The organism is Mesorhizobium sp. M0910 (assembly GCF_040319465.1).
In the GTDB taxonomy this organism is placed as follows: Bacteria; Pseudomonadota; Alphaproteobacteria; order Rhizobiales; family Rhizobiaceae; genus Mesorhizobium.
The window spans coordinates 251,033-270,506 of record NZ_JAMYNZ010000006.1; the positions used below are offsets into that span (position 1 = coordinate 251,033).

20 protein-coding genes and 1 other RNA gene are annotated in these 19,474 nt (G+C 63.3%); 3 read left to right on the top strand and 18 right to left on the bottom strand.

Annotated features, from left to right (window positions below; translation table 11 throughout):
* Positions 1–114: 114 nt before the first annotated feature.
* The 12 genes from NKH78_RS17235 to ffs form a co-directional block, all read right to left on the bottom strand.
* Positions 115–864 (bottom strand): ABC transporter ATP-binding protein, encoded by a 750-nt coding sequence (locus NKH78_RS17235; RefSeq protein WP_352702353.1) that lies wholly within the window; start codon positions 862–864, stop codon positions 115–117.
* Entirely contained in the window at positions 861–1,694 is an 834-nt protein-coding gene (locus tag NKH78_RS17240) for an ABC transporter ATP-binding protein (RefSeq protein ID WP_254816190.1), read from the bottom strand. Before NKH78_RS17240 ends, NKH78_RS17235 begins: the two co-directional genes overlap by 4 nt.
* Entirely contained in the window at positions 1,691–2,611 is a 921-nt protein-coding gene (gene nikC, locus NKH78_RS17245) for a nickel transporter permease (protein WP_352740318.1), read from the bottom strand. Before nikC ends, NKH78_RS17240 begins: the two co-directional genes overlap by 4 nt.
* A 13-nt stretch (positions 2,612–2,624) precedes the next feature.
* A complete protein-coding gene (locus NKH78_RS17250) occupies positions 2,625–3,692 on the bottom strand; it encodes an ABC transporter permease (RefSeq protein WP_254816192.1) in 1,068 nt (355 codons plus the stop codon).
* An 18-nt stretch (positions 3,693–3,710) separates the two neighbouring features.
* Positions 3,711–5,354 carry an ABC transporter substrate-binding protein gene (locus NKH78_RS17255; protein ID WP_352740317.1) on the bottom strand — a complete coding sequence of 548 codons (1,644 nt, stop codon included), beginning with the start codon at positions 5,352–5,354 and terminating at the stop codon, positions 3,711–3,713.
* Positions 5,351–5,509, bottom strand: a complete 159-nt coding sequence (locus tag NKH78_RS17260) for a hypothetical protein (protein WP_352475995.1) — start codon at positions 5,507–5,509, stop codon at positions 5,351–5,353. Before NKH78_RS17260 ends, NKH78_RS17255 begins: the two co-directional genes overlap by 4 nt.
* 45 nt (positions 5,510–5,554) lie before the next feature.
* Positions 5,555–6,787, bottom strand: coding sequence for a lytic murein transglycosylase (locus NKH78_RS17265; protein WP_352740316.1), 1,233 nt, complete (start codon positions 6,785–6,787; stop codon positions 5,555–5,557).
* Between the two features lie 223 nt (positions 6,788–7,010).
* Positions 7,011–7,616 carry a recombination mediator RecR gene (gene recR, locus NKH78_RS17270; RefSeq protein ID WP_352740908.1) on the bottom strand — a complete coding sequence of 202 codons (606 nt, stop codon included), beginning with the start codon at positions 7,614–7,616 and terminating at the stop codon, positions 7,011–7,013.
* 146 nt (positions 7,617–7,762) lie between these two features.
* A complete protein-coding gene (locus NKH78_RS17275) occupies positions 7,763–8,701 on the bottom strand; it encodes a cell wall hydrolase (RefSeq protein WP_352740906.1) in 939 nt (312 codons plus the stop codon).
* A gap of 412 nt (positions 8,702–9,113) precedes the next feature.
* Positions 9,114–9,437, bottom strand: a complete 324-nt coding sequence (locus NKH78_RS17280) for a YbaB/EbfC family nucleoid-associated protein (RefSeq protein ID WP_352740904.1) — start codon at positions 9,435–9,437, stop codon at positions 9,114–9,116.
* 31 nt (positions 9,438–9,468) lie between these two features.
* Positions 9,469–11,295 (bottom strand): DNA polymerase III subunit gamma/tau, encoded by a 1,827-nt coding sequence (locus NKH78_RS17285; RefSeq protein WP_352644438.1) that lies wholly within the window; start codon positions 11,293–11,295, stop codon positions 9,469–9,471.
* A 104-nt stretch (positions 11,296–11,399) separates the two neighbouring features.
* Positions 11,400–11,496, bottom strand: an RNA gene (gene ffs, locus NKH78_RS17290) — signal recognition particle sRNA small type.
* 360 nt (positions 11,497–11,856) lie between these two features.
* On the opposite strand from ffs, the gene NKH78_RS17295 reads away from it, so the two are divergent.
* The 3 genes from NKH78_RS17295 to NKH78_RS17305 are packed head-to-tail and all read left to right on the top strand — an operon-like array spanning position 11,857 to position 13,583.
* A complete protein-coding gene (locus tag NKH78_RS17295; RefSeq protein ID WP_023676868.1) occupies positions 11,857–12,276 on the top strand; it encodes an HIT family protein in 420 nt (139 codons plus the stop codon).
* A 37-nt stretch (positions 12,277–12,313) separates the two neighbouring features.
* Entirely contained in the window at positions 12,314–13,255 is a 942-nt protein-coding gene (nudC, locus tag NKH78_RS17300) for an NAD(+) diphosphatase (RefSeq protein WP_352475999.1), read from the top strand.
* Between the two features lie 25 nt (positions 13,256–13,280).
* A complete protein-coding gene (locus NKH78_RS17305) occupies positions 13,281–13,583 on the top strand; it encodes a Dabb family protein (RefSeq protein WP_254816201.1) in 303 nt (100 codons plus the stop codon).
* A 25-nt stretch (positions 13,584–13,608) separates the two neighbouring features.
* On the opposite strand, the gene NKH78_RS17310 is transcribed toward NKH78_RS17305, so the two are convergent.
* From NKH78_RS17310 to NKH78_RS17335, 6 genes are all read right to left on the bottom strand, one after another.
* Positions 13,609–14,550, bottom strand: coding sequence for a 2-hydroxyacid dehydrogenase (locus NKH78_RS17310; protein ID WP_352686856.1), 942 nt, complete (start codon positions 14,548–14,550; stop codon positions 13,609–13,611).
* 95 nt (positions 14,551–14,645) lie between these two features.
* The gene (locus NKH78_RS17315) at positions 14,646–16,274 is read right to left on the bottom strand and encodes an ABC transporter ATP-binding protein (RefSeq protein WP_352740902.1); all 1,629 of its coding nucleotides are present in this window, start codon (positions 16,272–16,274) and stop codon (positions 14,646–14,648) included.
* The gene (locus NKH78_RS17320) at positions 16,271–16,771 is read right to left on the bottom strand and encodes a type II toxin-antitoxin system VapC family toxin (protein ID WP_352506117.1); all 501 of its coding nucleotides are present in this window, start codon (positions 16,769–16,771) and stop codon (positions 16,271–16,273) included. The genes NKH78_RS17315 and NKH78_RS17320 overlap by 4 nt, the downstream gene beginning before the upstream one ends.
* Entirely contained in the window at positions 16,771–17,004 is a 234-nt protein-coding gene (locus NKH78_RS17325; protein WP_352506116.1) for a hypothetical protein, read from the bottom strand. Before NKH78_RS17325 ends, NKH78_RS17320 begins: the two co-directional genes overlap by 1 nt.
* Before the next feature lie 224 nt (positions 17,005–17,228).
* Positions 17,229–18,368, bottom strand: a complete 1,140-nt coding sequence (locus NKH78_RS17330) for an ABC transporter permease (RefSeq protein ID WP_254816204.1) — start codon at positions 18,366–18,368, stop codon at positions 17,229–17,231.
* Positions 18,368–19,462, bottom strand: a complete 1,095-nt coding sequence (locus tag NKH78_RS17335) for a microcin C ABC transporter permease YejB (protein WP_352740900.1) — start codon at positions 19,460–19,462, stop codon at positions 18,368–18,370. Before NKH78_RS17335 ends, NKH78_RS17330 begins: the two co-directional genes overlap by 1 nt.
* Positions 19,463–19,474 lie beyond the last annotated feature (12 nt).

Consider the following 19,474-nt stretch of genomic DNA (forward strand, 5'->3'; position numbering starts at 1 on the left):
CGTTTGATGGCTGTTGAGACTCTTTTGGGGTTATTTCAGGTTTTCCTCAAGTTGGCACCGTCGCCCGGCGATTGGGCCTGTCGATGCCGATGTCGGCAACCGAAGGCCCGTCGCTCATGCCGTCCTGACAAACCCCTCGCTCGCCCTCAGCAGATTGCGCGTGTAGTCCTTGGCGACGCGGCGCTCGACGAGGTCGCCGGCGCTGAGGTGCTCGACCGCCTCGCCGTTCTGCATCACCATCAGCCGCTCGCACATATGGGTGATGATGGCGAGGTCGTGGCTGACCATCAGGAAGGTCAGCTTGCGCCGCCGCCGGATCTCCTCCAGCAGGTTCAGCACCTCCGCCTGCACCGAAGCGTCGAGCGCCGAGGTCGGCTCATCGAGCAGCAGGATCGACGGTTCGAGGATCAGGGCACGGGCGATTGCCACGCGCTGGCGCTGGCCGCCGGACAATTGATGCGAATAGCGAAAACGGAAGCCGGTGCCCAGGCCGACCTCGTCCAACGCCCGCTGGATGCGCTTTTCGCCGTCAGCAAAGCCGTGAATGGCGAGCGGCTCCTGCAGCAAGCGGTCGACGGTCTGGCGCGGGTGCAGCGAGCCGTACGGGTCCTGGAAGACCATCTGCACCTCGCGGTAGAACGCCTTGTCGCGGCGCGCGCCGAGCTGTTTGCCGTTGACGGCGATGGTGCCCGAAGCGGCCGGCGCCAGGCCGGCGATTGCCCTGAGTAACGTCGACTTGCCGGAGCCGGACTCGCCGACCAGGCCGAAGGATTCACCGGACTCGACTTCAAGGCTGACGCCCTTCAGCGCGCGAAAACGGTCGAAGACCACCTCCAGCCGGTCGACGGAAAGGGCTGCCGTCATGCCGCCCACTCCGGCTTGCGGTCGAGCACCGGCAGCGGGTGACGGTCGGCGCCGATCTTGGGCATGCAGTTGAGCAGGCCGCGCGTATAGGGATGCTGGGCACGGCCGAGCTCCGAGGCTTTGAGCTGTTCGACCACCTTGCCGGCATACATGACGATGACACGATCGCAGAAAGATGAGACCAAGCGCAGGTCGTGCGAGATGAAGATCAGCCCCATGCCGCGCTCGCTGACCAGCCGGTCGAGGATGCCGAGCACGTCGAGCTGCACAGTGACGTCGAGTGCCGAGGTCGGCTCATCGGCGATCATCATCTCCGGCCCGGCGATCAGCATCATGGCGATCATGGCGCGCTGGCCCATGCCGCCGGAAACCTCGTGCGGATGCAGGTCGAAGACACGGGCCGGATCGCGGATCTGCACAGCCTCCAGCATGGCAAGCGCGCGGTCGCGGGCTTCGGCCTTGGAGACTTTCTCATGCGTGCGCAGTGTCTCGACGATCTGGCGGCCGATGCTCATCACCGGGTCGAGCGAATATTTCGGATCCTGCAGGATCATGGCGATACGCTTGCCGCGCAGTGCGCGGCGCTCGCGCGGCGAGGCGGCCAGCAGGTCGATGCCGTCGAAAGCAAGCGTCTTTGCGGTCACCTCGGCCTGCGGCGGGGTGACGCCCATGATGGCGCGGCCGGTCTGCGACTTGCCCGAACCGCTCTCCCCGACGATGCCGAGCCGTTCGCGGCCCAGCGAGAAGGAAACGCCGCGCACTGCCTCGATCAGGCCGGTGCGCGTCGGGAAGGTGACGCGCAGGTCGTCGACTTCGAGAAGCGTGCTCATTGGTCACCGCTTCGCGGATCGAGCGCGTCGCGCAGGCCGTCGCCGAGCAGGTTGAAGCCGAGGCTGACGATGAGGATGGCAAAGCCCGGCGCGCCCGCCACCCACCACTGGTCGAGCACGAAGCGTCGGCCCGACGCGATCATCGCGCCCCATTCCGGCAGCGGCGGCTGCGCGCCGAGGCCGAGGAAGCCGAGGCCGGCGGCGGTCAGGATGATGCCGGCCATGTCGAGCGTCACCCTGATGATCAGCGAGGAGATGCAGAGCGGCATGATGTGGCGAAGCACGATGCGAAACGGCGAAGCGCCCATCAGTTGCACCGCCTTGATATAATCGGAATTGCGCACCGTCAGCGTTTCGGCGCGGGCAATGCGGGCATAGGGCGGCCACGAGGTGATGGCGATGGCGAGCACCGCGTTTTCGATGCCGGGGCCGAGCGCGGCGACAAAGGCCAGCGCCAGGATCAGCTTCGGAAAGGCGAGAAAGATGTCGGTGATGCGCATCAGGATCGCATCGGTCCAGCCGCCGGTATAGCCGGCAACGGTGCCGACCAGCAAGCCGATGGGCGCGGCGATGATGGCGACCAGAATGACGACATAGAGTGTCCAACGCGAACCGAAGATGATGCGCGAATAGATATCGCGGCCGAGATCGTCGGTGCCGAACCAGTGCGCGGCACTTGGCGCCAGCAGCCGCGAGCCCTTGAGGTCGCCGAATGTCGGCGAATAGGGCGCCAGCACATCGGCGAAGGCCGCGACCACCAGCAGGGCGATGATGATGAGCAGGCCGACAAAGGCCAGCCGGTTGGCGGAAAAGCGCCGCCAGGCTACATAGGCGCGGCCGAGCCTTGCCTGCACGCGCGACGCCGGCCGCTCGCTGAGCAGCCAATCACGGCGGGTTTGAATCGCTTCTGCGCTCATCCTGCCTTGGTCCTCATCCTGCCTTGGTCCTTGGGTCGAGCAGCCGGTAGAGCAGGTCGGACAAAAGATTGATGCCGATGAAGACCGAGCCGATGATGATCGTGCCCCCAAGCACGGCATTCATGTCGGCGTTCTGCAGCGAGTTGGTGATGTAGAGGCCGATGCCCGGCCACGAAAACACCGTCTCGGTCAGCACCGAGCCTTCGAGCAGCCCGGCATAGGACAGAGCGATCACCGTAACCATCGGCACCGCGGCGTTGCGCAGCGCGTGACCCCAGATGATGCGCGTTTCCGACAGGCCCTTGGCGCGCGCCGCCACGATGTATTCCTGGGTGAGTTCGTTCAGCATGAAGGAGCGCGTCATGCGGCTGATGTAGGCGAGCGAGAAATAGCCGAGCAGCGAGGCAGGCAGGATGATGTGGCGGAAGGCATCGGCAAATACGTCCCACTGCCGCTGCCAGAGTGCATCCAGCAGGTAAAAGCCGGTAATCGGCGTGAAGGTGTATTCGTAGACGATATCGAGGCGGCCGGGAAAGGCGACCCATTGCAGCTTGGCGTAGAACAGCACCAGCGCCAGCAGCCCCAGCCAGAAGATCGGCACGGAATAGCCGACAAGACCGATGATGCGCACGATCTGGTCGATGATGCTGCCGCGCCGCACGGCCGCCAGCACACCAAGCGGCACGCCGATCACCGAACCGATCAGCGTCCCTAGTGTTGCCAGTTCGAGCGTCGCCGGAAAGGCGCGGCGGATGTCCGTCATCACCGGATTAGTGGTCAGCACCGAGGTGCCGAAATCACCATTCAAGGCATGTTTGACATAGATGTAGAACTGCTCGACCAGCGGCAGGTCGAGACCCATCTCGCGGCGCGTTCGTTCGACGACATTGGTCGGCGCCCGGTCGCCGAGCACCGCCAGCACCGGGTCGATCGGGATCACCCGGCCGATGAAGAAGGTCACCGCGAGCAGACCGAGATAAGTCGTTATGGCGATGACCAGGAACCGGGCGATCGATGAGGCAGCGGCAACGGCGCGAGCGCTGCCGCGCCCCGCCGTCGTTTCCCTTTCAGCCAAGCTCATGCGGCGCGTCCGCCGACATCACTCCTTCGAAACCGGGCCGACGAAGTTGGTGTCGAAGCTCGGACCGAGCGCAAAGCCCTTGAGGTTCTTGCGCAGGCCAGCCACTTCCAGCTGCTGGTGGATGATGACGAAAGGACTGGTATCGAGGATCTTCCTCTGAAGATCCTCGTACATTGCGGCGCGCTTGGCCGAATCCTTCTCGAGCAGGGCCGCCTCTGTCTGCTTGGTCAAGTCCGGAATGTCCCAAGCATTGCGCCAGGCCAGGGTCTTGGTCTTGGCTTCATCCGAATTGTCCGGGTTGCTGGCAAAGGTCTGGGCATTGGAGTTCGGATCGAAATAGTCCTGGCCCCACTGGCCGATATAGATGTCGTGGTTGCGGGCGCGGTATTTGGTCAGCGTCTGCTTGCCGTCGCCGGGGATGATCTCCAGCTTGATGCCGGCCTGTCCCAGCGTCTGCTGGATCGATTCCGCCATGCCGGTGGTCGGTTGGCCGGTGCGCACGTCCATGGTGACGTTGAAGCCGTCGGCGAGACCCGCCTTGGCAAGCAGGTCCTTGGCCTTGGCGACATCGAGCTTGAACGGGTTTTCGTCGAGAGCACCAAGGTCGCCCTTGGGCAGGAAGGTCTGGTGGATCTCGCCGATGCCCTTGAGGATGGTTGAGCTCAACGCGTCGTAGTCGACCAGATATTTGAAAGCCTGGCGGACCTCGGGCTTGGCGAGGTTCGGGTTCTTCTGGTTGAGGCTGATGTAAAAAACCGTGCCTTTCGGCGCGCTGGTGGTGGTGAGATCGGCGTTCTTGGCGATGGCGTCGAGATCGTTTGGCTCGAGATTGCGGGCGACGTCGATATCACCGGTTTCCAGCGCCAGGCGCTGGCCCGAGCTTTCCTTCATGTTGCGATAGATGACGCGGGCAAGCTTGGCCTTCTCGCCGTAGTAATTGTCGTTGCGCTCAAGGACGACAACTTCGTTGGCGCGCCATTCGCGCAGCTTGAAGGCACCGGAGCCGGCATAGCCGGTCTTCAGCCAGGCATTGCCGAAATCATTGTCCCATTTGTAGTCGGCGCTCGGCGTGACCGCCGCGAGATGCTCCTTGACCAGCTTGGCGTCGACGACCGAGGCGACCGTCGCCGACAGGCAGTTCAGCACGAAGCTCGGCGCATAGGCCTTGTCGACGGTGAACTGGAACGTCGTGTCATCAACAGCCTTGGCCTTCTCGGTGACGTTGCCGCCGTCGATGCCGAACTGGCCGATGATGAAGGCCGGGCTCTTGTCGAGCTTGATGGCGCGCTCGAACGAATAGGCGACGTCCGCCGCTGTGATCGGATTGCCGGAGGCGAATTTGAGGCCGGGCTTGAGCTTGAACGTGTAGGTCAGGCCGTCGTCGGAGACGCTCCAGCTTTCGGCGAGATCGCCTTTGACCTTCGAGGTGTCGCTGAGGTCGAGGCGCACCAGGAGATCGTAGGTGTTGCCGGTGACTTCAGCGGTAGACAGTTCGAATGCCTCGCCTGGATCCATGGAGATGATGTCGTCGATGGCGAAACCCTCGACCAGCGTGTCGGCGGGCGTGACCGCGAAGGCAGGCGCACCGGCCAGAAGCAGCGCGGACATGGCGGCGCCCGCGAGCAAGAAGCGGGTGCGTAGAGCAAACTTTTCCATCATCATTTCAACTGTTCCCTGTTTTTGTTGACCTGAGTTCCCGGCTCAGGGTTGTGGCATTTCTTGCCGCGTCGAACGGTGATCCCCGGACCGTCGTATTGGCAATTTTTGTGCGGTTCCAGCTCACCATATCCGGCGGTTTCGAGCGCGGCAACGAGCATTTGCAGAACGGTCGATTGGGCCAGACCGGCGGTGCGAAAATCCGGCTATTTCAGCGCGGTAACCAGGTCGGGGTCGGGAAAGCAGGTAGCGGAACGGCCGTTGCTGGCCTGCCATTTGCCGATCGAGCGGCGCGTCTTGAAGCCAGGCAGGCCGTCGGCGCTGCCGACATCGTAGCCCTTGGCTTCCAGCGCCCGCTGCAGGGCGGCGATGTCGGAGCGGTAGAGCCCGCCGACCGCGCCCCAATTGCCCGAGAAATTGCTGTCGCCATGGGCGATGCGATCGGCGCCATGGCCGATGAACAGGGCATAGAGATCGCTGGTGTTATACTGCTTCAGCACGTAGAAATTGGGGGTCACGATGAAGGCCGGGCCGCTACGCCCGGCCGGCATCAAAAGAAAGCCCTCGGCTTTCAGTTCGCTCGCCGGGAACGGTTTACCCGACACACGCCTGATGCCCATATCAGCCCATTGGGAAATCTTCCTGCCCTGGTCCGGACCTTCGAGCGAGCACGAGACGCTTTCCGGCACCATCACCTCGAAGCCCCAGCCGCGGCCCCTGACCCAGCCATAATGTACGAGATAATTGGCGATCGATTCCAGTATGTCGGGCGTCGAATTCCAGATGTCGGTGCGGCCGTCGCCGTCAAAATCGACGGCATGCTTGAGGAACGACGTCGGCATGAACTGCGGCTGGCCGAGCGCGCCGGCCCAGGACGATTTCATCGCACCGACCGGGGCAAGCCCGCGCTCGACGATCTCCAGCGCCGCCAAGAGCTCGGTGCGGAAGAATTCCTTCTTGGTCGACATGAACGCCTTGGTGCCCAGCACCTCGAAGGCGTCATAAGGCAGCTTCGCTGCGCCGAAGCCGCTCTCGCGACCCCAGATCGCCAGCAGCACTTCGCCAGGCACGCCGTAGCGTTTCTCGATCGCTGCAAGGGTCCTAGCGTTGGCCGCCTCGCGGGTGCGGCCGCCGGCGGTCACCGCACGGACGATCTTTTCGGCGAAATAGGCGCCTGGCGAACCGAACTCGGCCTGATGCTGCTTCCGCGGCGTCGTCGCCCTCTCGCCCGGCTTTACCAGGTCGGGCAGTTTGAGGTTCGGCTTGACGCCGTCGAAGGCGGCATCGAAGGTTTTCCTGGAAATGCCTTTGGCGCTGGCTTCGGGCCAGAGGTCGTTGCCAAGCCACGCGCGGAACTGGTCGTCGATCTTTGCCGCGGAGGCGGGGGTGGCGAGGAGGAAGCTGATGATGGCTGCTAGAAGAAATGCAAAGCTGAGCATGCAAAGGTCGCGTTCCTTCGCGCCCCCCTCTGTCCTGCCGGACATCTCCCCCTCAAGGGGGGAGATTGGCAGTTTCGATTTCGTTGCCAGTTTCGCAGCGTTGAAGATTGGCGAAAGCCGGCATGACAGCCAATCTCCCCCCTTGAGGGGGAGATGTCCGGCAGGACAGAGGGGGGCGTGAAAGAACGCAATCATCTCAGAGCTACCCTCCCCGCAACTCGCCTCAAAACACCGTCCGCGAGCGCAGTGCGGCGGCGAGCGTGCCTTCGTCGAGATAGTCGAGTTCGCCGCCGACCGGAACACCGTGCGCCAGGCGCGTCACCTTGACGTCGAAGCCGGAAAGCTGGTCGGTGAGGTAGTGCGCGGTAGTCTGGCCCTCGACCGTAGCGTTGACGGCGAGGATCACTTCCTTGACCTCGCCGCCGGCGACGCGATCGACCAGCGATCGGATGTTGAGCTCATCGGGACCAATGCCGTCGAGCGGCGACAGCGTACCGCCGAGCACATGATAACGCACGTTCATGGCGGTCGCCCGCTCCAGCGCCCAAAGGTCGGCCACGTCCTCGACAACGATGAGCGTGGTGGGGTCGCGGCGCGGGTCGGTGCAGATCATGCATGGATCGGAGGTGTCGACATTGCCGCAGGTCGAGCAGATGCGCACTTTGTCGACGGCCTCGCCCATGGCAGCGGCAAGCGGCGCCAGCAGCTGCTCCTTCTTCTTGATGAGGTGGAGCGCGGCGCGGCGCGCCGAACGCGGGCCAAGCCCCGGCACCTTGGCCAGCAGCTGGATCAGGCGTTCGATCTCGGGACCGGCGATTCGCTTCGACATCGCTCCGGTTTAGGATTTTTCAACGGGTTTTGGAACAGCGCTGAGGCGCGCTGTTCAGCCTGCAAAGAGGCAATCGCCCGGCGTTGCGCCGCCCCTCATTGCGTGCCGGGCATTTCTCCCCGTACAACGCGCCGACGCCGGCCGCCTCAGTTTTCCTCCAGCGGCCGGGTCTGGCCGGCGATCATCGCGCCGATGGCGTCGGTGTTCTCGGGCGTCGCCTCGAACGACATTGTCGGCTCTGCCGGCGCCGCCTGGAATGTTGTGACCGGCCGGGGGTTCACGGTTCCACCGAAACGGGCCGCGTCCGGTTCCTGCATTGGCTCCTGCAGCGCCACAAGGATTGGCTTCTCCGGTGCCGCCCTCGCCGCGGTCGCCATTCCTGCAGTCACCCTTGTCTGCCTTGCTGGCTGCGATGCGGCGGCGGTAACATAGGTTGCCTTGGCGAATGTCGGCTTGACCTCGCGAGCCGGCTCCGCCGAAGCGACAAGTATGGCCTGAGCGGCAGGCGCTTGCGGCTTGGCCTGGGCTATGGCGACCACCGGTTCGTCCGGCAGCGGCTGCCAGTTGCGGCCGCGCTTTTCATAAAAGGCATTGCCGCCGGCGACCATGGTGTAGTGCATGTTCTTGTAGGGGAAGCGCAGGCCGGCGGTGTGGAAATACATGGTGTTCTTCAGCTTGGCTTTGCGCTCGCCCTTGAGCACCGCCTCGGCGGCCTCCTCGACGTCGGGCATCGCCTTCGAATTCATCGGCCGTGTCATGACGCCCGGCGCGAACTGGCCGCGCTCGCCAACCACTTCGCAGATGGTGCTGCCGTGCTTGCCGGACCGCAGCCGGTTCATCACCACCGTGCCGACCGCAATCATGCCGTCACGGCTCGACCGGTTGGACTCGAAGAACATCGCCCGCTCCAGGCATTCCTTCTCCTTCGGCGTGGAATTGTAGGAGCGCGAGCTCAGGAAACCCGGCGTAATGGCATCGGTCAGGCTGGACATGCCGTGCGAGGCGGTCTGACTGCAAGCGGCCAAAAACAGCGGCGAGATAACGACGCCGAGCCGCAACGGCGTCTTCCATCGGGTAGAGATCAACAGGTGTCCCCTCATTCTGCTGCCAGCCCGCCCCTGGTTGCGGCAAGAATGAGACACTTTCAGGCAAAAAGATGGCTAAAGCGGTTATTAAGTTTGGGGCGTTGCCCAATAGACACAGCTGGCGGGCGAAGAGCGTTGGATCGCTGCCCTCTTCGGTCAGGTGCCGGCATGGTTCCAAGGATTCATGCCGTGACCTTGGAGCGCCGCAATCTCCGCAAGAGGGCTTGCCCAAGCCTGGAGAGATTGGTTCAGTCGACGCGGTAACTGTAAACACAGCTCGAGGTGTGCTGAGATTCAGGTCAGGCCGAGCCGAAAATGGCGGCTTCCGAGAACCGGAGCGGAGCGTACGTTTCGTACGTGAGCACCGGAAGCTGCCGTTTGCAGGCCGGCATCACCTGAATATCAACACACCTTAGAACGGCAGCTTCATTCCCGGCGGGATCGGCAGTCCCGCGGTCAGGGCCTTGGTCTTCTCCTGCATGATCTGCTCGACCTTGGTCCTGGCGTCGTTGTGGGCAGCGACAAGCAGGTCCTCGAGAATCTCGACCTCGTCCTCCTTGAACAGCGCCGGGTCGATCTTCAGCGACTTCATCTCGAATTTGCCGGTCAGCGTCACGCTGACCAGGCCGCCGCCGGCCTGTCCGGTGGCTTCCAGCGTGGCAATCTCATCCTGCATGGCCTGGAACTTGGCCTGCATTTCCTTTGCCTTGCCCATCAGGCCGAGAAGATCTTTCATCGCACGGTCCTTTGCAGTTGGTGCTGGTTGTTCAGGTTTCGTCGTCGTCGGCCGGCGGCTCGACCGGCACTTCGGCCTCTGCCGCATCGGCTTCCGGCGCGTCGGGAATGCGCACGTCGATGATCTTGGCGCCGGGAAAGCGCGCCAGGATGGCGGCGACCGTCGGGTCGCTCTTGGCATCGAGGAAGGCGTTTTCGCGCTTTGTCGATTCCATCTCGGCCAGCGTCTGGCCGCCCTCCTCCTTCGACAGCGACACCAGCCAGCTGCGGCCCGTCCAGGCGCGCAGCTTGGCGGTCAAATCGTTGAGCAGCATCTTCGGCGCATCGTCGGTCAGGCTGACGTCGATACGGCCGGGCTCGATGCGCACCAGGCGCACGCAACGCTTCACCAGCACCTTGAAGGCCATGTCGCGCTGGGCGTCGGCAAGGGCGACAATATCGGCCAGCGATTTCACCGGCACCAGCGGCGCCTCGACCACCGGCTCCGGCGGAGCAACGAAGTTCGTCGGCACGGGCTCGGCCTCGACCAGGCGCATCGTCTGCGCGCCGCCATTGGCCGTCGGCATCCGCGTCTGCGCCACGGCACCGGCACCACCGCTTGCAGGCGCATGGTTTGCGGGGCCGGGGCTTGCCGGCGCGCCATTCACGCGCGGCGCGGCGCCCGGCGGCGAAACGCCGTTCTCCAGCGATTTGAGCGCCTCGTCCAGCGTCGGCAGGTCGGCGGCATGCGCCAGCCGGATCAGCACCATCTCGGCGGCGCTGACCGGGCGGTTGGAGGTCTGCACCTCGGGAATGCCTTTCAAGAGCATCTGCCATGTCCGCGACAGCACCTTGACCGACAGCGTGCTGGCGAAATCGGCGCCGCGCCGGCGCTCGTCCTCGGACAGCGAGGCGTCGTCGATGGCAGCCGGCACGAAACGCAGACGGGTGACCAGATGGTTGAACTCGGCAAGGTCGGTCAGCACCGCGGCAGGATCGGCGCCGGTATCGTACTGGGCACGGAATTCGGCAAGGGCGGCGGCGACGTCGCCCTTCATGACATGCTCGAACAGGTCGACGATGCGGGCGCGGTCGGCAAGGCCGAGCATGGCGCGCACCGCTTCGGCGCTGACCGCGCCGCCGCCATGGGCGATCGCCTGGTCGAGGATCGACTGCGCATCGCGCATCGAGCCTTCGGCCGCGCGGGCGATCATCGCCAGCGCATCCTCTTCGACTTCGATGCCCTCCAGACCGGCTATCCTGGCAAGGTCGGCCTTGATCATTGCCGCATCGATGCGCCTGAGGTCGAAACGCTGGCAGCGCGACAGGACGGTGATCGGCACCTTGCGGATTTCGGTGGTGGCGAAGATGAACTTGACGTGCGGCGGCGGCTCTTCCAGCGTCTTCAACAGGCCGTTGAAGGCCTGGTTGGAAAGCATGTGCACTTCGTCGATGATGTAGACCTTGTAGCGCGCCGACACCGGGGCGTAGCGCACACGCTCGATGATGTCCCTGATGTCGTCGATGCCGGTATGCGAGGCGGCGTCCATCTCGATGACGTCGACATGCCGGCCTTCCATGATCGCCTGGCAATGCTCGCCGAGCACGGCAAGGTCGACGGAAGGCTGGTCGACCGTCGGTGTTTTGTAGTTCAGGGCCCGCGCGAGTATGCGCGCGGTCGTGGTCTTGCCGACGCCGCGCACGCCGGTCAGCATCCAGGCCTGGGCGATGCGGCCGGTGGCAAAGGCATTGGTCAAGGTGCGGACCATCGGCTCCTGGCCGATCAGCTCGGAGAAATTCGACGGTCGGTATTTGCGCGCCAGCACGCGGTAGGCGGCAGGCTTGTCCAATTTCCCGGCCTCGTTTCCGGCTTCGCTCATTCGCCCGTTAAGCTCCAAGGGCTGCCACTGGAGGCGGCCGATTCCTGCGCATAGTTTCGCCCGCACGGCTTGGCGCCGTCAATGTCGGGGCAAAAGGCGAAGAGGCGGGAGGCTGGAACAATGACCCGTTCCGGGCTCGTTAGGGCTGCTTCCTTCCGGACCTGACCCGGTTGGCGAGTGGACCGTCCACCACCAACCTCCCAGCCTCCATATCGGCAATCCGGCGATGAAATGCAAGTGCGGATGATAGGGGGCCTTGAGCGACGGCGAAAGCTGAAACCAAAAACCCGCCTCGGCGGGCGGGTCGTTGGTGCGAATAATCACCATAGCGGGATTAGTAGCATAGCTGCCGGCACAAAGCAAGAACAAAATGTGGCCACGATCAAAATCGTCGATCTCGGCGGGGCAGCGCCAACCTGATGCAATTTGCCCGGGCCTTCACTTCTTCGCGCACAATCAGCGCCGCGACGGCCAATGTTGCTTGCTCCCCCTTGCGGCCCTTCGGAAGCCGCTCTAGCGTCGATAGAGTTCAAAAAACGTCCAAAAGTGAGGGAAACGCCGATGCTGCCGGGCCTCAAGGCCGGATTCACGCTTGACGCCCAGCTGGAAGCCGACAGCGAACAGCTGATGTGGCTCGGCCTGTGCGAATTGCGCGTCATGAACGACCGCCGCTGGCCATGGCTGCTGCTGGTGCCGCAGCGGCCGGGCATCGAGGAAATCCACGATATGACGCCGCTCGACCAGGCGATGCTGACCTTCGAGACCAATATGGTGGCGCTGGCGCTGAAGCGGGTGACCGGCTGCACCAAGATCAATACCGGCGCACTCGGCAACATCGTGCGCCAGTTGCATGTACACGTTATTGCGCGCTCGGAAGGCGATCCCGGCTGGCCCGGCCCGGTGTGGGGGCACGGCCTGCGCGAACCCTATCAGCGCTCCGACCTTCGCAAGTTTGCGGAAAAGATCAAGGCAGCGCTATAAGCCTCCCCCGTGTCCACTTGAACCTTCCCGAGTCTGCATGAGCTTTCGCCTGTTTGACGCGCCCTTGCGCGAGCCGAGCCAGTTCGTCGGCTTCGCCGGCAACATTATCGACCGGCAGTCCGAAAACCGCGCCGACGATTCCGTCGAAAAGGCGCTCGCCGATCCCTCGGCGCGGCTTTTGCTGATGCGTGGCGGCCGGCTCTATCTGAAGCTTGCGCAAGGCGCATTCGACCCCTGGTTCGGCGTGGCCGAATGCCGGCCGCTCGAAGCATCGCTCGAAAACGGCGTGCTGCTCGGTTTTTCCGAAAGCGGCCCGGTGCTGGCGGTGCCGGCCGGGGTCGAGCCGGAGCAGCTTCCCGAGACGATCAAGGCCATCGACTATCGCTCGGTCTATATGCAGGGGCTGATCGACGAAGCGGCCGCCGGCGCGCTGGCGCAAGGGGCGGCGCTGCTTGCCTGGCATGCCAGCCATCGCTTCTGCAGCAAATGCGGCACCGAAGCCGAGATGCGGGCGGGCGGTTACAAGCGGCATTGCCCGGCCTGCGGGACGGAGCACTTTCCGCGCACCGACCCGGTGGCGATCATGCTGACGGCAACACCAGAAAAATGCCTGCTAGGCCGCGGCCGGCATTTCGGGCCCGGCATGTATTCGGCGCTCGCCGGTTTCATCGAACCGGGCGAGACGATCGAGGCGGCGGTGCGCCGCGAAACGCTGGAGGAAGCCGGCATTCGGCTAGGCCGCGTCGTCTACCACGCCAGCCAGCCCTGGCCGTTTCCCTATTCGCTGATGATCGGCTGCTTCGGCGAACCGCTCAACGACGATATCCACCCCGACTTCAACGAGCTGGAAGATTGCCGCTGGTTCTTTCGCGACGAGGTGCTCTCGATGCTGGCCCGCGAGCATCCGGGCGGCCTGGTGACACCGCCGAAGGGGGCGATCGCCTATAATCTCATCCGCGCCTGGGCCGACAGCGCGTGACACGAAGACATCGCAGGAGCAAAAAATGATCCGTCACACCGTCGTGTTCACGCTAAAGCACCCGCCGCATTCGCTCGAGGAAAAAAGGTTCCTCGCCGACGCCAAGACGATCCTCACGGCGATAAAGGGCGTCACGCATTTCGAGCAGTTGCGGCAGGTCAGCCCCAAGAACGACTACCGTTTCGGCTTCTCGATGGAGTTCGCCGATCAGCGGGCTTACTCCGGCTACAACGACCATCCCGACCACGTCGCCTTCGTCCGCGACCGCTGGATCCCGGAGGTCGAGGCGTTTATGGAGATCGACTACGTGCCGCTCGGCTGGGGCTGAGACTGAAAAGCGACGCTCTAAAAAATCAATACCCCGCGTCGCGATCCACCACATTTTCCAGCGCTTCGCCGCGCTCGAAGGCGTCCATCTGACGCAGCATGATCGGCGCCAGGTGGACCGGATCGGAAGTTGCCGCCGCGTGCGGCGTCACGAACACTTTCGGGTGGCTCCATAGCGGGCTGGTCTTCGGCAGCGGCTCGACCTCGAACACGTCGAGGCTGGCTTCCTTCAGCGTGCCGTCGTCCAGCGCGCGCAGAATGTCGGCGTCCTTCTGCAGCCTGCCGCGCCCGGCATTGATCAGCACCGAGCCGCCGAGGCCATTGGGCTTGCGCAGCTCCTTCAGCACGCCGTGGTTGATGATGCCGTGCGTCTGTGGCGTCAGCGGCAACAGCACCACCAGGATATCGGTGGCGTTGAGGAACGGGATCAGGCCGGCCTCGCCCGCGTAAGTCGAGACACCTTCCATCGGCCGATCGCTGCGCGACCAGCCATTAACGGGAAAGCCGAGCGACAACAGTACCGATGCCGCCGCGCGGCCAAGCGTGCCGAGCCCCATAATGCCGACCGAGATGTCGCCGGCCGGCCGCTGCTGCGGCTCGTGCCAGATCTTCTTCTGCTGCTGGGCGCGGTAGAGCATGCCCTGGCGATGGTGGTCGAGCACCCGCCAGACAACGTATTCGGTCATGTACTGGGTAAGGTTGTCGGCGACCACTTTGACGACCGGTACGTCGGGCAAGGTGGGATCGGCGAAAATGTGGTCGACGCCGGCGCCGATCGAGAAGATAGCCCGCAGATTGGGCAGCGACGACAACAGGTTCGGCCTCTGTTTCCACACCACAGCATAGGTGATCGAGGGATCGCCGGCGCCATTCGGCTCGAGCACCACTTCGCGCTCCGCCGACAGCAGTTCGCGCCAGCGCAGCGGATGAATACCGGTGAGGGCAAGCAGGATGCGGCCTTTTTCCATTGCGGATTGTTTTTCCCTTTTACCAACAGCGTTCGCGTCCGGACTCGCAGGGGCGCGGCAGCGTTTTGATTTAGTGCATGATCTCTGGCGAAAATCTACTCGCTGACGATACCGACCGGCGCCGTTTCGATCTTGAAGGCGGCCGAGATCAACGCCTTTGTATAGTCGGTCCGCGGGTTGCCGAAAATCTGTTCGGAAGGACCGGCCTCGACGATCCTGCCATTACGCATGACGATGACTTCGTTGGCGAGCGCGCGGATGACCCTCAGATCGTGGCTGATGAAGAGGTAGGCGAGATCGTGCTTGGCCTGCAGGCTGCGCAAGAGGTCGACGACCTGCGCCTGCACGCTCATGTCGAGCGCCGAGGTCGGCTCGTCCAGCATGACGAAACGCGGGTTGAGCACCATGGCGCGCGCGATGGCGACGCGCTGGCGCTGGCCGCCGGAGAATTCGTGCGGATAGCGGTTGCGCGTCGCCGGATCGAGGCCGACTTCCTTCAGGACGTCGACGACACGCTCGTCGCGCGCATCGGGAGACAGTTTCGGCTCGTGGATCTTCAACCCTTCCTCGATGATCTCGGCGACCGACATGCGCGGACTGAGCGAACCGAACGGATCCTGGAAGACGATCTGCAACTCGCGTCGCAACGGCCGCATTTCGCTGAAGGACAGCTGATCGATGCCGCGTCCGTTGAACTGGATGGTCCCCGTCGACGAGATCATCCTGGCCAGCGCCAGGCCGAGCGTCGTCTTGCCTGAGCCGGATTCGCCGACGACGCCAAGCGTCTGGCCGGCCCGCACGGTGACGTCGATGCCGTCGACCGCCTTCACATTGTCGACGGTGCGCCGGAAGAAGCCCTTCTTGATCGGAAACCAGACCTTGACGTCCTTGCCGACCATCACCGGCTTGGCGGCCTGGTTGGCCGCCGGCGGCTTGCCTTTCGGCTCGGCGGCAAGCAGATGCCGCGTGTAGGCGTGCTGCGGATTGGTGAATATCTCCTTGGTCGGGCCGGTCTCGACGATCTTGCCCTTGGTCATCACGCAGACCCGGTCGGCGATCTTCCTGACGATGCCGAGATCGTGGGTGATGAACAGCATCGACATGTTCTTGCGGCTTTTCAGGCCGGCCAGCAATTCGAGGATCTGCGCCTGGACGGTGACGTCGAGCGCGGTCGTCGGCTCGTCGGCGATCAACAGTTCAGGCTCGTTGGCGAGCGCCATGGCGATCATGACGCGCTGGCGCTGGCCGCCGGAAAGCTGGTGCGGATAGGCGTCGAGCCGTTTTTCCGGTTCGCGGATGCCGACCTCGTGCAGAAGTTCCAGCGTGCGCGCCTTGGCGTTGCGATCGCCCAGGCCCTGGTGCAGCTTCAGCACCTCGACGATCTGCTGCTCGATCGTGTGCAGCGGGTTGAGCGAGGTCATCGGCTCCTGGAAGATCATGGTGATCTTGTTGCCGCGCACGCGGCGCAAGTCTCTCTCGTCCGCGGCAAGCAGGTCGGCGCCGAGGAACAGGATCTTTCCCGACGGGTGGCTGGCGGTCGGATAGGGCAGCAGCTTCAGCACCGACAGCGCGGTGACCGACTTGCCGGAGCCGGATTCGCCGACCAGCGCCACCGTCTCGCCCTTGGCGAGGTCGAAGGAGATATGGTCGACGGCGACCGACTGGCTGCCGCCTTGCGTGAAGGCGACGCTGAGATCCTGGACCGAGAGGAGAGGGGGGGTCATAGCTCAACTTCCGCGACAACCCTGTCCAAGGCGGAAATTTCCGGTCGTATGATCGAAATTTTGGCTGCCATTTGAGGGGGGACGAGACGATTTGGTGCGATAGAATAGGTCTCTTTCAACCTCGTGTCCGCGGTCAGAAATTGGGTGCAGCCGAAGTGCATCGCTGTGGAAAGATGGATCGCGTCTGGTAATCTCAACGAAAGGAATTCCGAACGTAACTGTGCTGCGTGCCAGAGAACGTCGCGAGTTATCGTCCCAATTGAGATGAAGGCATTGCCGATTGAAATATTGTCGTAGAGCTCGATCAGTCGCTCATTGTTCTTTCTCAAGGGATCGACCATCAACTCCGCGAGCACGATCTCACTCGTCGCCAGGAAAGGCTGCTTTCTGCCCTCGTTCAGTGAAATGAGCTGAAGCAGTTTGTTTGCAAGCGCATCATTGTTTTCAAAGGCATAGATGAAAATGTTGGTGTCGACATAAAGCCGGACTGCAGCCATCAATCCTCCCACTCATCGCGGAGGGCACGAACACGCGCGACAGCCTCGTCGAGGCTTGTTCCCGGCGCGTTGGCCTGAGCATCCCGCATGAGTTCAAGCAATTGTTCGCGGCCAAGGGGCCTGTTGGCCTCCTCCTCCACTGTCACTCTGACCGAGGCGCTCGGCGCTATGCCTTTTCGCAGTTCATCCGGGAGCTTCGATGCCGGGTAGTGTTCAAGGATGATCCTATTCATAACCCTTCCTTCCCCAACGTGCGGATTGACGGACTGCACGGACGCCAACACACCGTCATGGCTCCGGGTTCGCTCATATCGGCCAATTTGCTCTCCAGTGATCGAGCGATGGCTGCCACTGGTGTTTCACCGATCAAAGCCGCCGGTCACTTGAGGGTACGTCCGCTTTTGTCCGGATTGCCATTTCCGGAATATAACATGCCGAATGCCAGCCTGCATCGCCCTCATCTGAACGTCTTGCGCGGATCGAAGGCGTCGCGGGTGGCCTCGCCGACGAAGACCAGCAGCGACAGCATCAGCGAGATGACGACGAAGCCGGAAATGCCGAGCCAGGGGGCATTGAGGTTGCGCTGCGCCTGCTTCAACAACTCGCCCAGTGAGGCGGAGCCGGGCGGCAGGCCGAAGCCGAGATAGTCGAGCGAGGTCAGCGTCGAGATCGAGCCGCTGAGCAGGAAGGGCAGGAAGGTCAGCGTCGCCACCATGGCATTGGGCAGCAGATGCCGGAACATGATGGTGATGTTGGGCACGCCGAGCGCGCGCGCCGCATTGACATATTCGAAGTTGCGGGCGCGCAGGAACTCGGCCCGCACCACGCCGACCAGCGCAACCCAGGAGAACAGCAGCATCAATCCGAGCAGGATGAAGAAACCGGGCGGCAGGATGGCGGCGACGATCAAGAGCAGATACAGCACCGGGATCGCCGACCAGATCTCGATGAAGCGCTGGAAAAGAAGGTCGGTCCAGCCGCCGAAATAGCCCTGCAAGGCGCCGGCCGCCACGCCGATCAGCGCCGAGCCGGCGGTCAGGATCAGGCCGAACAGCACCGATATCCTGAAGCCGTAGATGACGCGCGCCAGCACGTCGCGGGCCTGGTCGTCGGTGCCCAGCCAGTTCCAGTTGCCGACGTTGCAATTGGGGTCCGCTTCGCCTTTCGGATACTGGTTGCAGCGCGTCTTCTTGTCGTAGAGCCAGGACGGCTTGGTCGGTGCTGCTTCGGGAATGGCGTTGTTGACGGTCTGGTAGGAGTAGCGCACCGGCGGCCAGACCATCCAGCCATTGGCATTGATCTCGTCCTGGATGACCGGGTCGCGGTAGTCGGTGACCGCATAGAAGCCGCCGAACTTCTCCTCGGGATAGGCGACCAGGACCGGAAACAGGATCTCGCCCTTGTAGGAGGCGATGATCGGCTTGTCGTTGGCGATCAGTTCGGAAACCAGCGACAGCACGAACAGGAACAGGAAAATCCACAACGACCAGTAGCCGCGCCGGTTGGACTTGAAGTTCTGCAGGCGCCGCTGGTTGAGCGGCGACAGAAAGGGCCGCGCGATCCGAGGCGGCGCCGTTTCGGCTGTCGCCTGCGCCATCAGACGTCTCTCCGCTCGAAGTCGATGCGCGGATCGACCCAGGTATAGATCAGGTCGGACAGCAGCCCGACGAACAGGCCAAGCAGCGAGAAGATGTAGAGATTGGCGAAGACCACCGGATAGTCGCGTTGCACCACCGAGTTGAAACCAAGCAGGCCGAGGCCGTCGAGCGAAAAGATGTTCTCGATCAGCAGCGACCCGGTGAAGAATGCCGAGATGAAGGCACCGGGGAAACCGGCGATGACGATCAGCATGGCGTTGCGGAAGACGTGGCCATAAAGCACCTGCCGCTCCGACAGGCCCTTGGCGCGGGCTGTGACCACATATTGCTTGCGGATTTCCTCGAGGAAGGAATTCTTGGTGAGCAACGTCGTCGTGGCGAAGGCCGACAGCACCAGCGCCGTCAGCGGCAGGGTCATGTGCCAGAAATAGTCGACAATCCGCTGCGGCCACGACAGCTGGTCCCAATTGTCGGAGGTGAGGCCGCGCAGCGGAAACCAGTCCCAGAACGAGCCGCCGGCAAACAGCACCATCAGCAATATGCCGAACAGGAAGCCCGGAATGGCGTAACCGACAATGACGACGCCGCTGGTCCAGACGTCGAAGGTGGAGCCGTCCTTGACCGCCTTGCGGATGCCGAGCGGGATCGAGATCAGATAGGACAAAAGCGTGATCCACAGCCCGATCGAGATCGACACCGGCATCTTTTCCAGGATCAGGTCGAGCACCGATATGTCGCGGAAATAGCTGTCGCCGAAATCGAAGCGGAGATAGTTCCACAGCATCATGCCGAACCGCTCGAGCGGCGGCTTGTCGAAACCGAACTGCTTCTCCAGCTTCTTGATGAATTCCGGGTCGAGCCCCTGCGCGCCACGGTATTTCGAGCCGACGTCGCCGGCGACGTCGAAATTGGCGCCGCCGGCATCACCCCCGCCGCCGCCGAGGCGATCGCTGCCGCCCTGGTTGGTCAGCCTGGCGATGACCTGCTCGACCGGCCCGCCCGGCGCGAACTGGATGACGGCGAAGGATACCGCCATGATGCCGAACAGGGTCGGGATCATCAACAGGATGCGGCGCAGTACATAGGCGCCCATCAGGTTCCCTGC

Excerpts from the sequence above, each read along its gene's own strand:
- NKH78_RS17285 (WP_352644438.1), bottom strand. The coding sequence starts at position 11,295 with ATGAGCGAAGCCGGAAACGAGGCCGGGAAATTGGACAAGCCTGCCGCC.
- nudC (WP_352475999.1), top strand. The coding sequence starts at position 12,314 with ATGAGCTTTCGCCTGTTTGACGCGCCCTTGCGCGAGCCGAGCCAGTTC.
- NKH78_RS17235 (WP_352702353.1), bottom strand. The coding sequence starts at position 864 with ATGACGGCAGCCCTTTCCGTCGACCGGCTGGAGGTGGTCTTCGACCGT.
- NKH78_RS17250 (WP_254816192.1), bottom strand. The coding sequence starts at position 3,692 with ATGAGCTTGGCTGAAAGGGAAACGACGGCGGGGCGCGGCAGCGCTCGC.
- NKH78_RS17310 (WP_352686856.1), bottom strand. The coding sequence starts at position 14,550 with ATGGAAAAAGGCCGCATCCTGCTTGCCCTCACCGGTATTCATCCGCTG.
- NKH78_RS17265 (WP_352740316.1), bottom strand. The coding sequence starts at position 6,787 with ATGCTCAGCTTTGCATTTCTTCTAGCAGCCATCATCAGCTTCCTCCTC.
- NKH78_RS17335 (WP_352740900.1), bottom strand. The coding sequence starts at position 19,462 with ATGGGCGCCTATGTACTGCGCCGCATCCTGTTGATGATCCCGACCCTG.
- NKH78_RS17255 (WP_352740317.1), bottom strand. The coding sequence starts at position 5,354 with ATGATGATGGAAAAGTTTGCTCTACGCACCCGCTTCTTGCTCGCGGGC.
- NKH78_RS17295 (WP_023676868.1), top strand. The coding sequence starts at position 11,857 with ATGCTGCCGGGCCTCAAGGCCGGATTCACGCTTGACGCCCAGCTGGAA.
- NKH78_RS17330 (WP_254816204.1), bottom strand. The coding sequence starts at position 18,368 with ATGGCGCAGGCGACAGCCGAAACGGCGCCGCCTCGGATCGCGCGGCCC.
- NKH78_RS17240 (WP_254816190.1), bottom strand. The coding sequence starts at position 1,694 with ATGAGCACGCTTCTCGAAGTCGACGACCTGCGCGTCACCTTCCCGACG.
- NKH78_RS17315 (WP_352740902.1), bottom strand. The coding sequence starts at position 16,274 with ATGACCCCCCCTCTCCTCTCGGTCCAGGATCTCAGCGTCGCCTTCACG.
- NKH78_RS17260 (WP_352475995.1), bottom strand. The coding sequence starts at position 5,509 with ATGCTCGTTGCCGCGCTCGAAACCGCCGGATATGGTGAGCTGGAACCG.
- recR (WP_352740908.1), bottom strand. The coding sequence starts at position 7,616 with ATGTCGAAGCGAATCGCCGGTCCCGAGATCGAACGCCTGATCCAGCTG.
- nikC (WP_352740318.1), bottom strand. The coding sequence starts at position 2,611 with ATGAGCGCAGAAGCGATTCAAACCCGCCGTGATTGGCTGCTCAGCGAG.
- NKH78_RS17280 (WP_352740904.1), bottom strand. The coding sequence starts at position 9,437 with ATGAAAGATCTTCTCGGCCTGATGGGCAAGGCAAAGGAAATGCAGGCC.
- NKH78_RS17320 (WP_352506117.1), bottom strand. The coding sequence starts at position 16,771 with ATGGCTGCAGTCCGGCTTTATGTCGACACCAACATTTTCATCTATGCC.
- NKH78_RS17325 (WP_352506116.1), bottom strand. The coding sequence starts at position 17,004 with ATGAATAGGATCATCCTTGAACACTACCCGGCATCGAAGCTCCCGGAT.
- NKH78_RS17305 (WP_254816201.1), top strand. The coding sequence starts at position 13,281 with ATGATCCGTCACACCGTCGTGTTCACGCTAAAGCACCCGCCGCATTCG.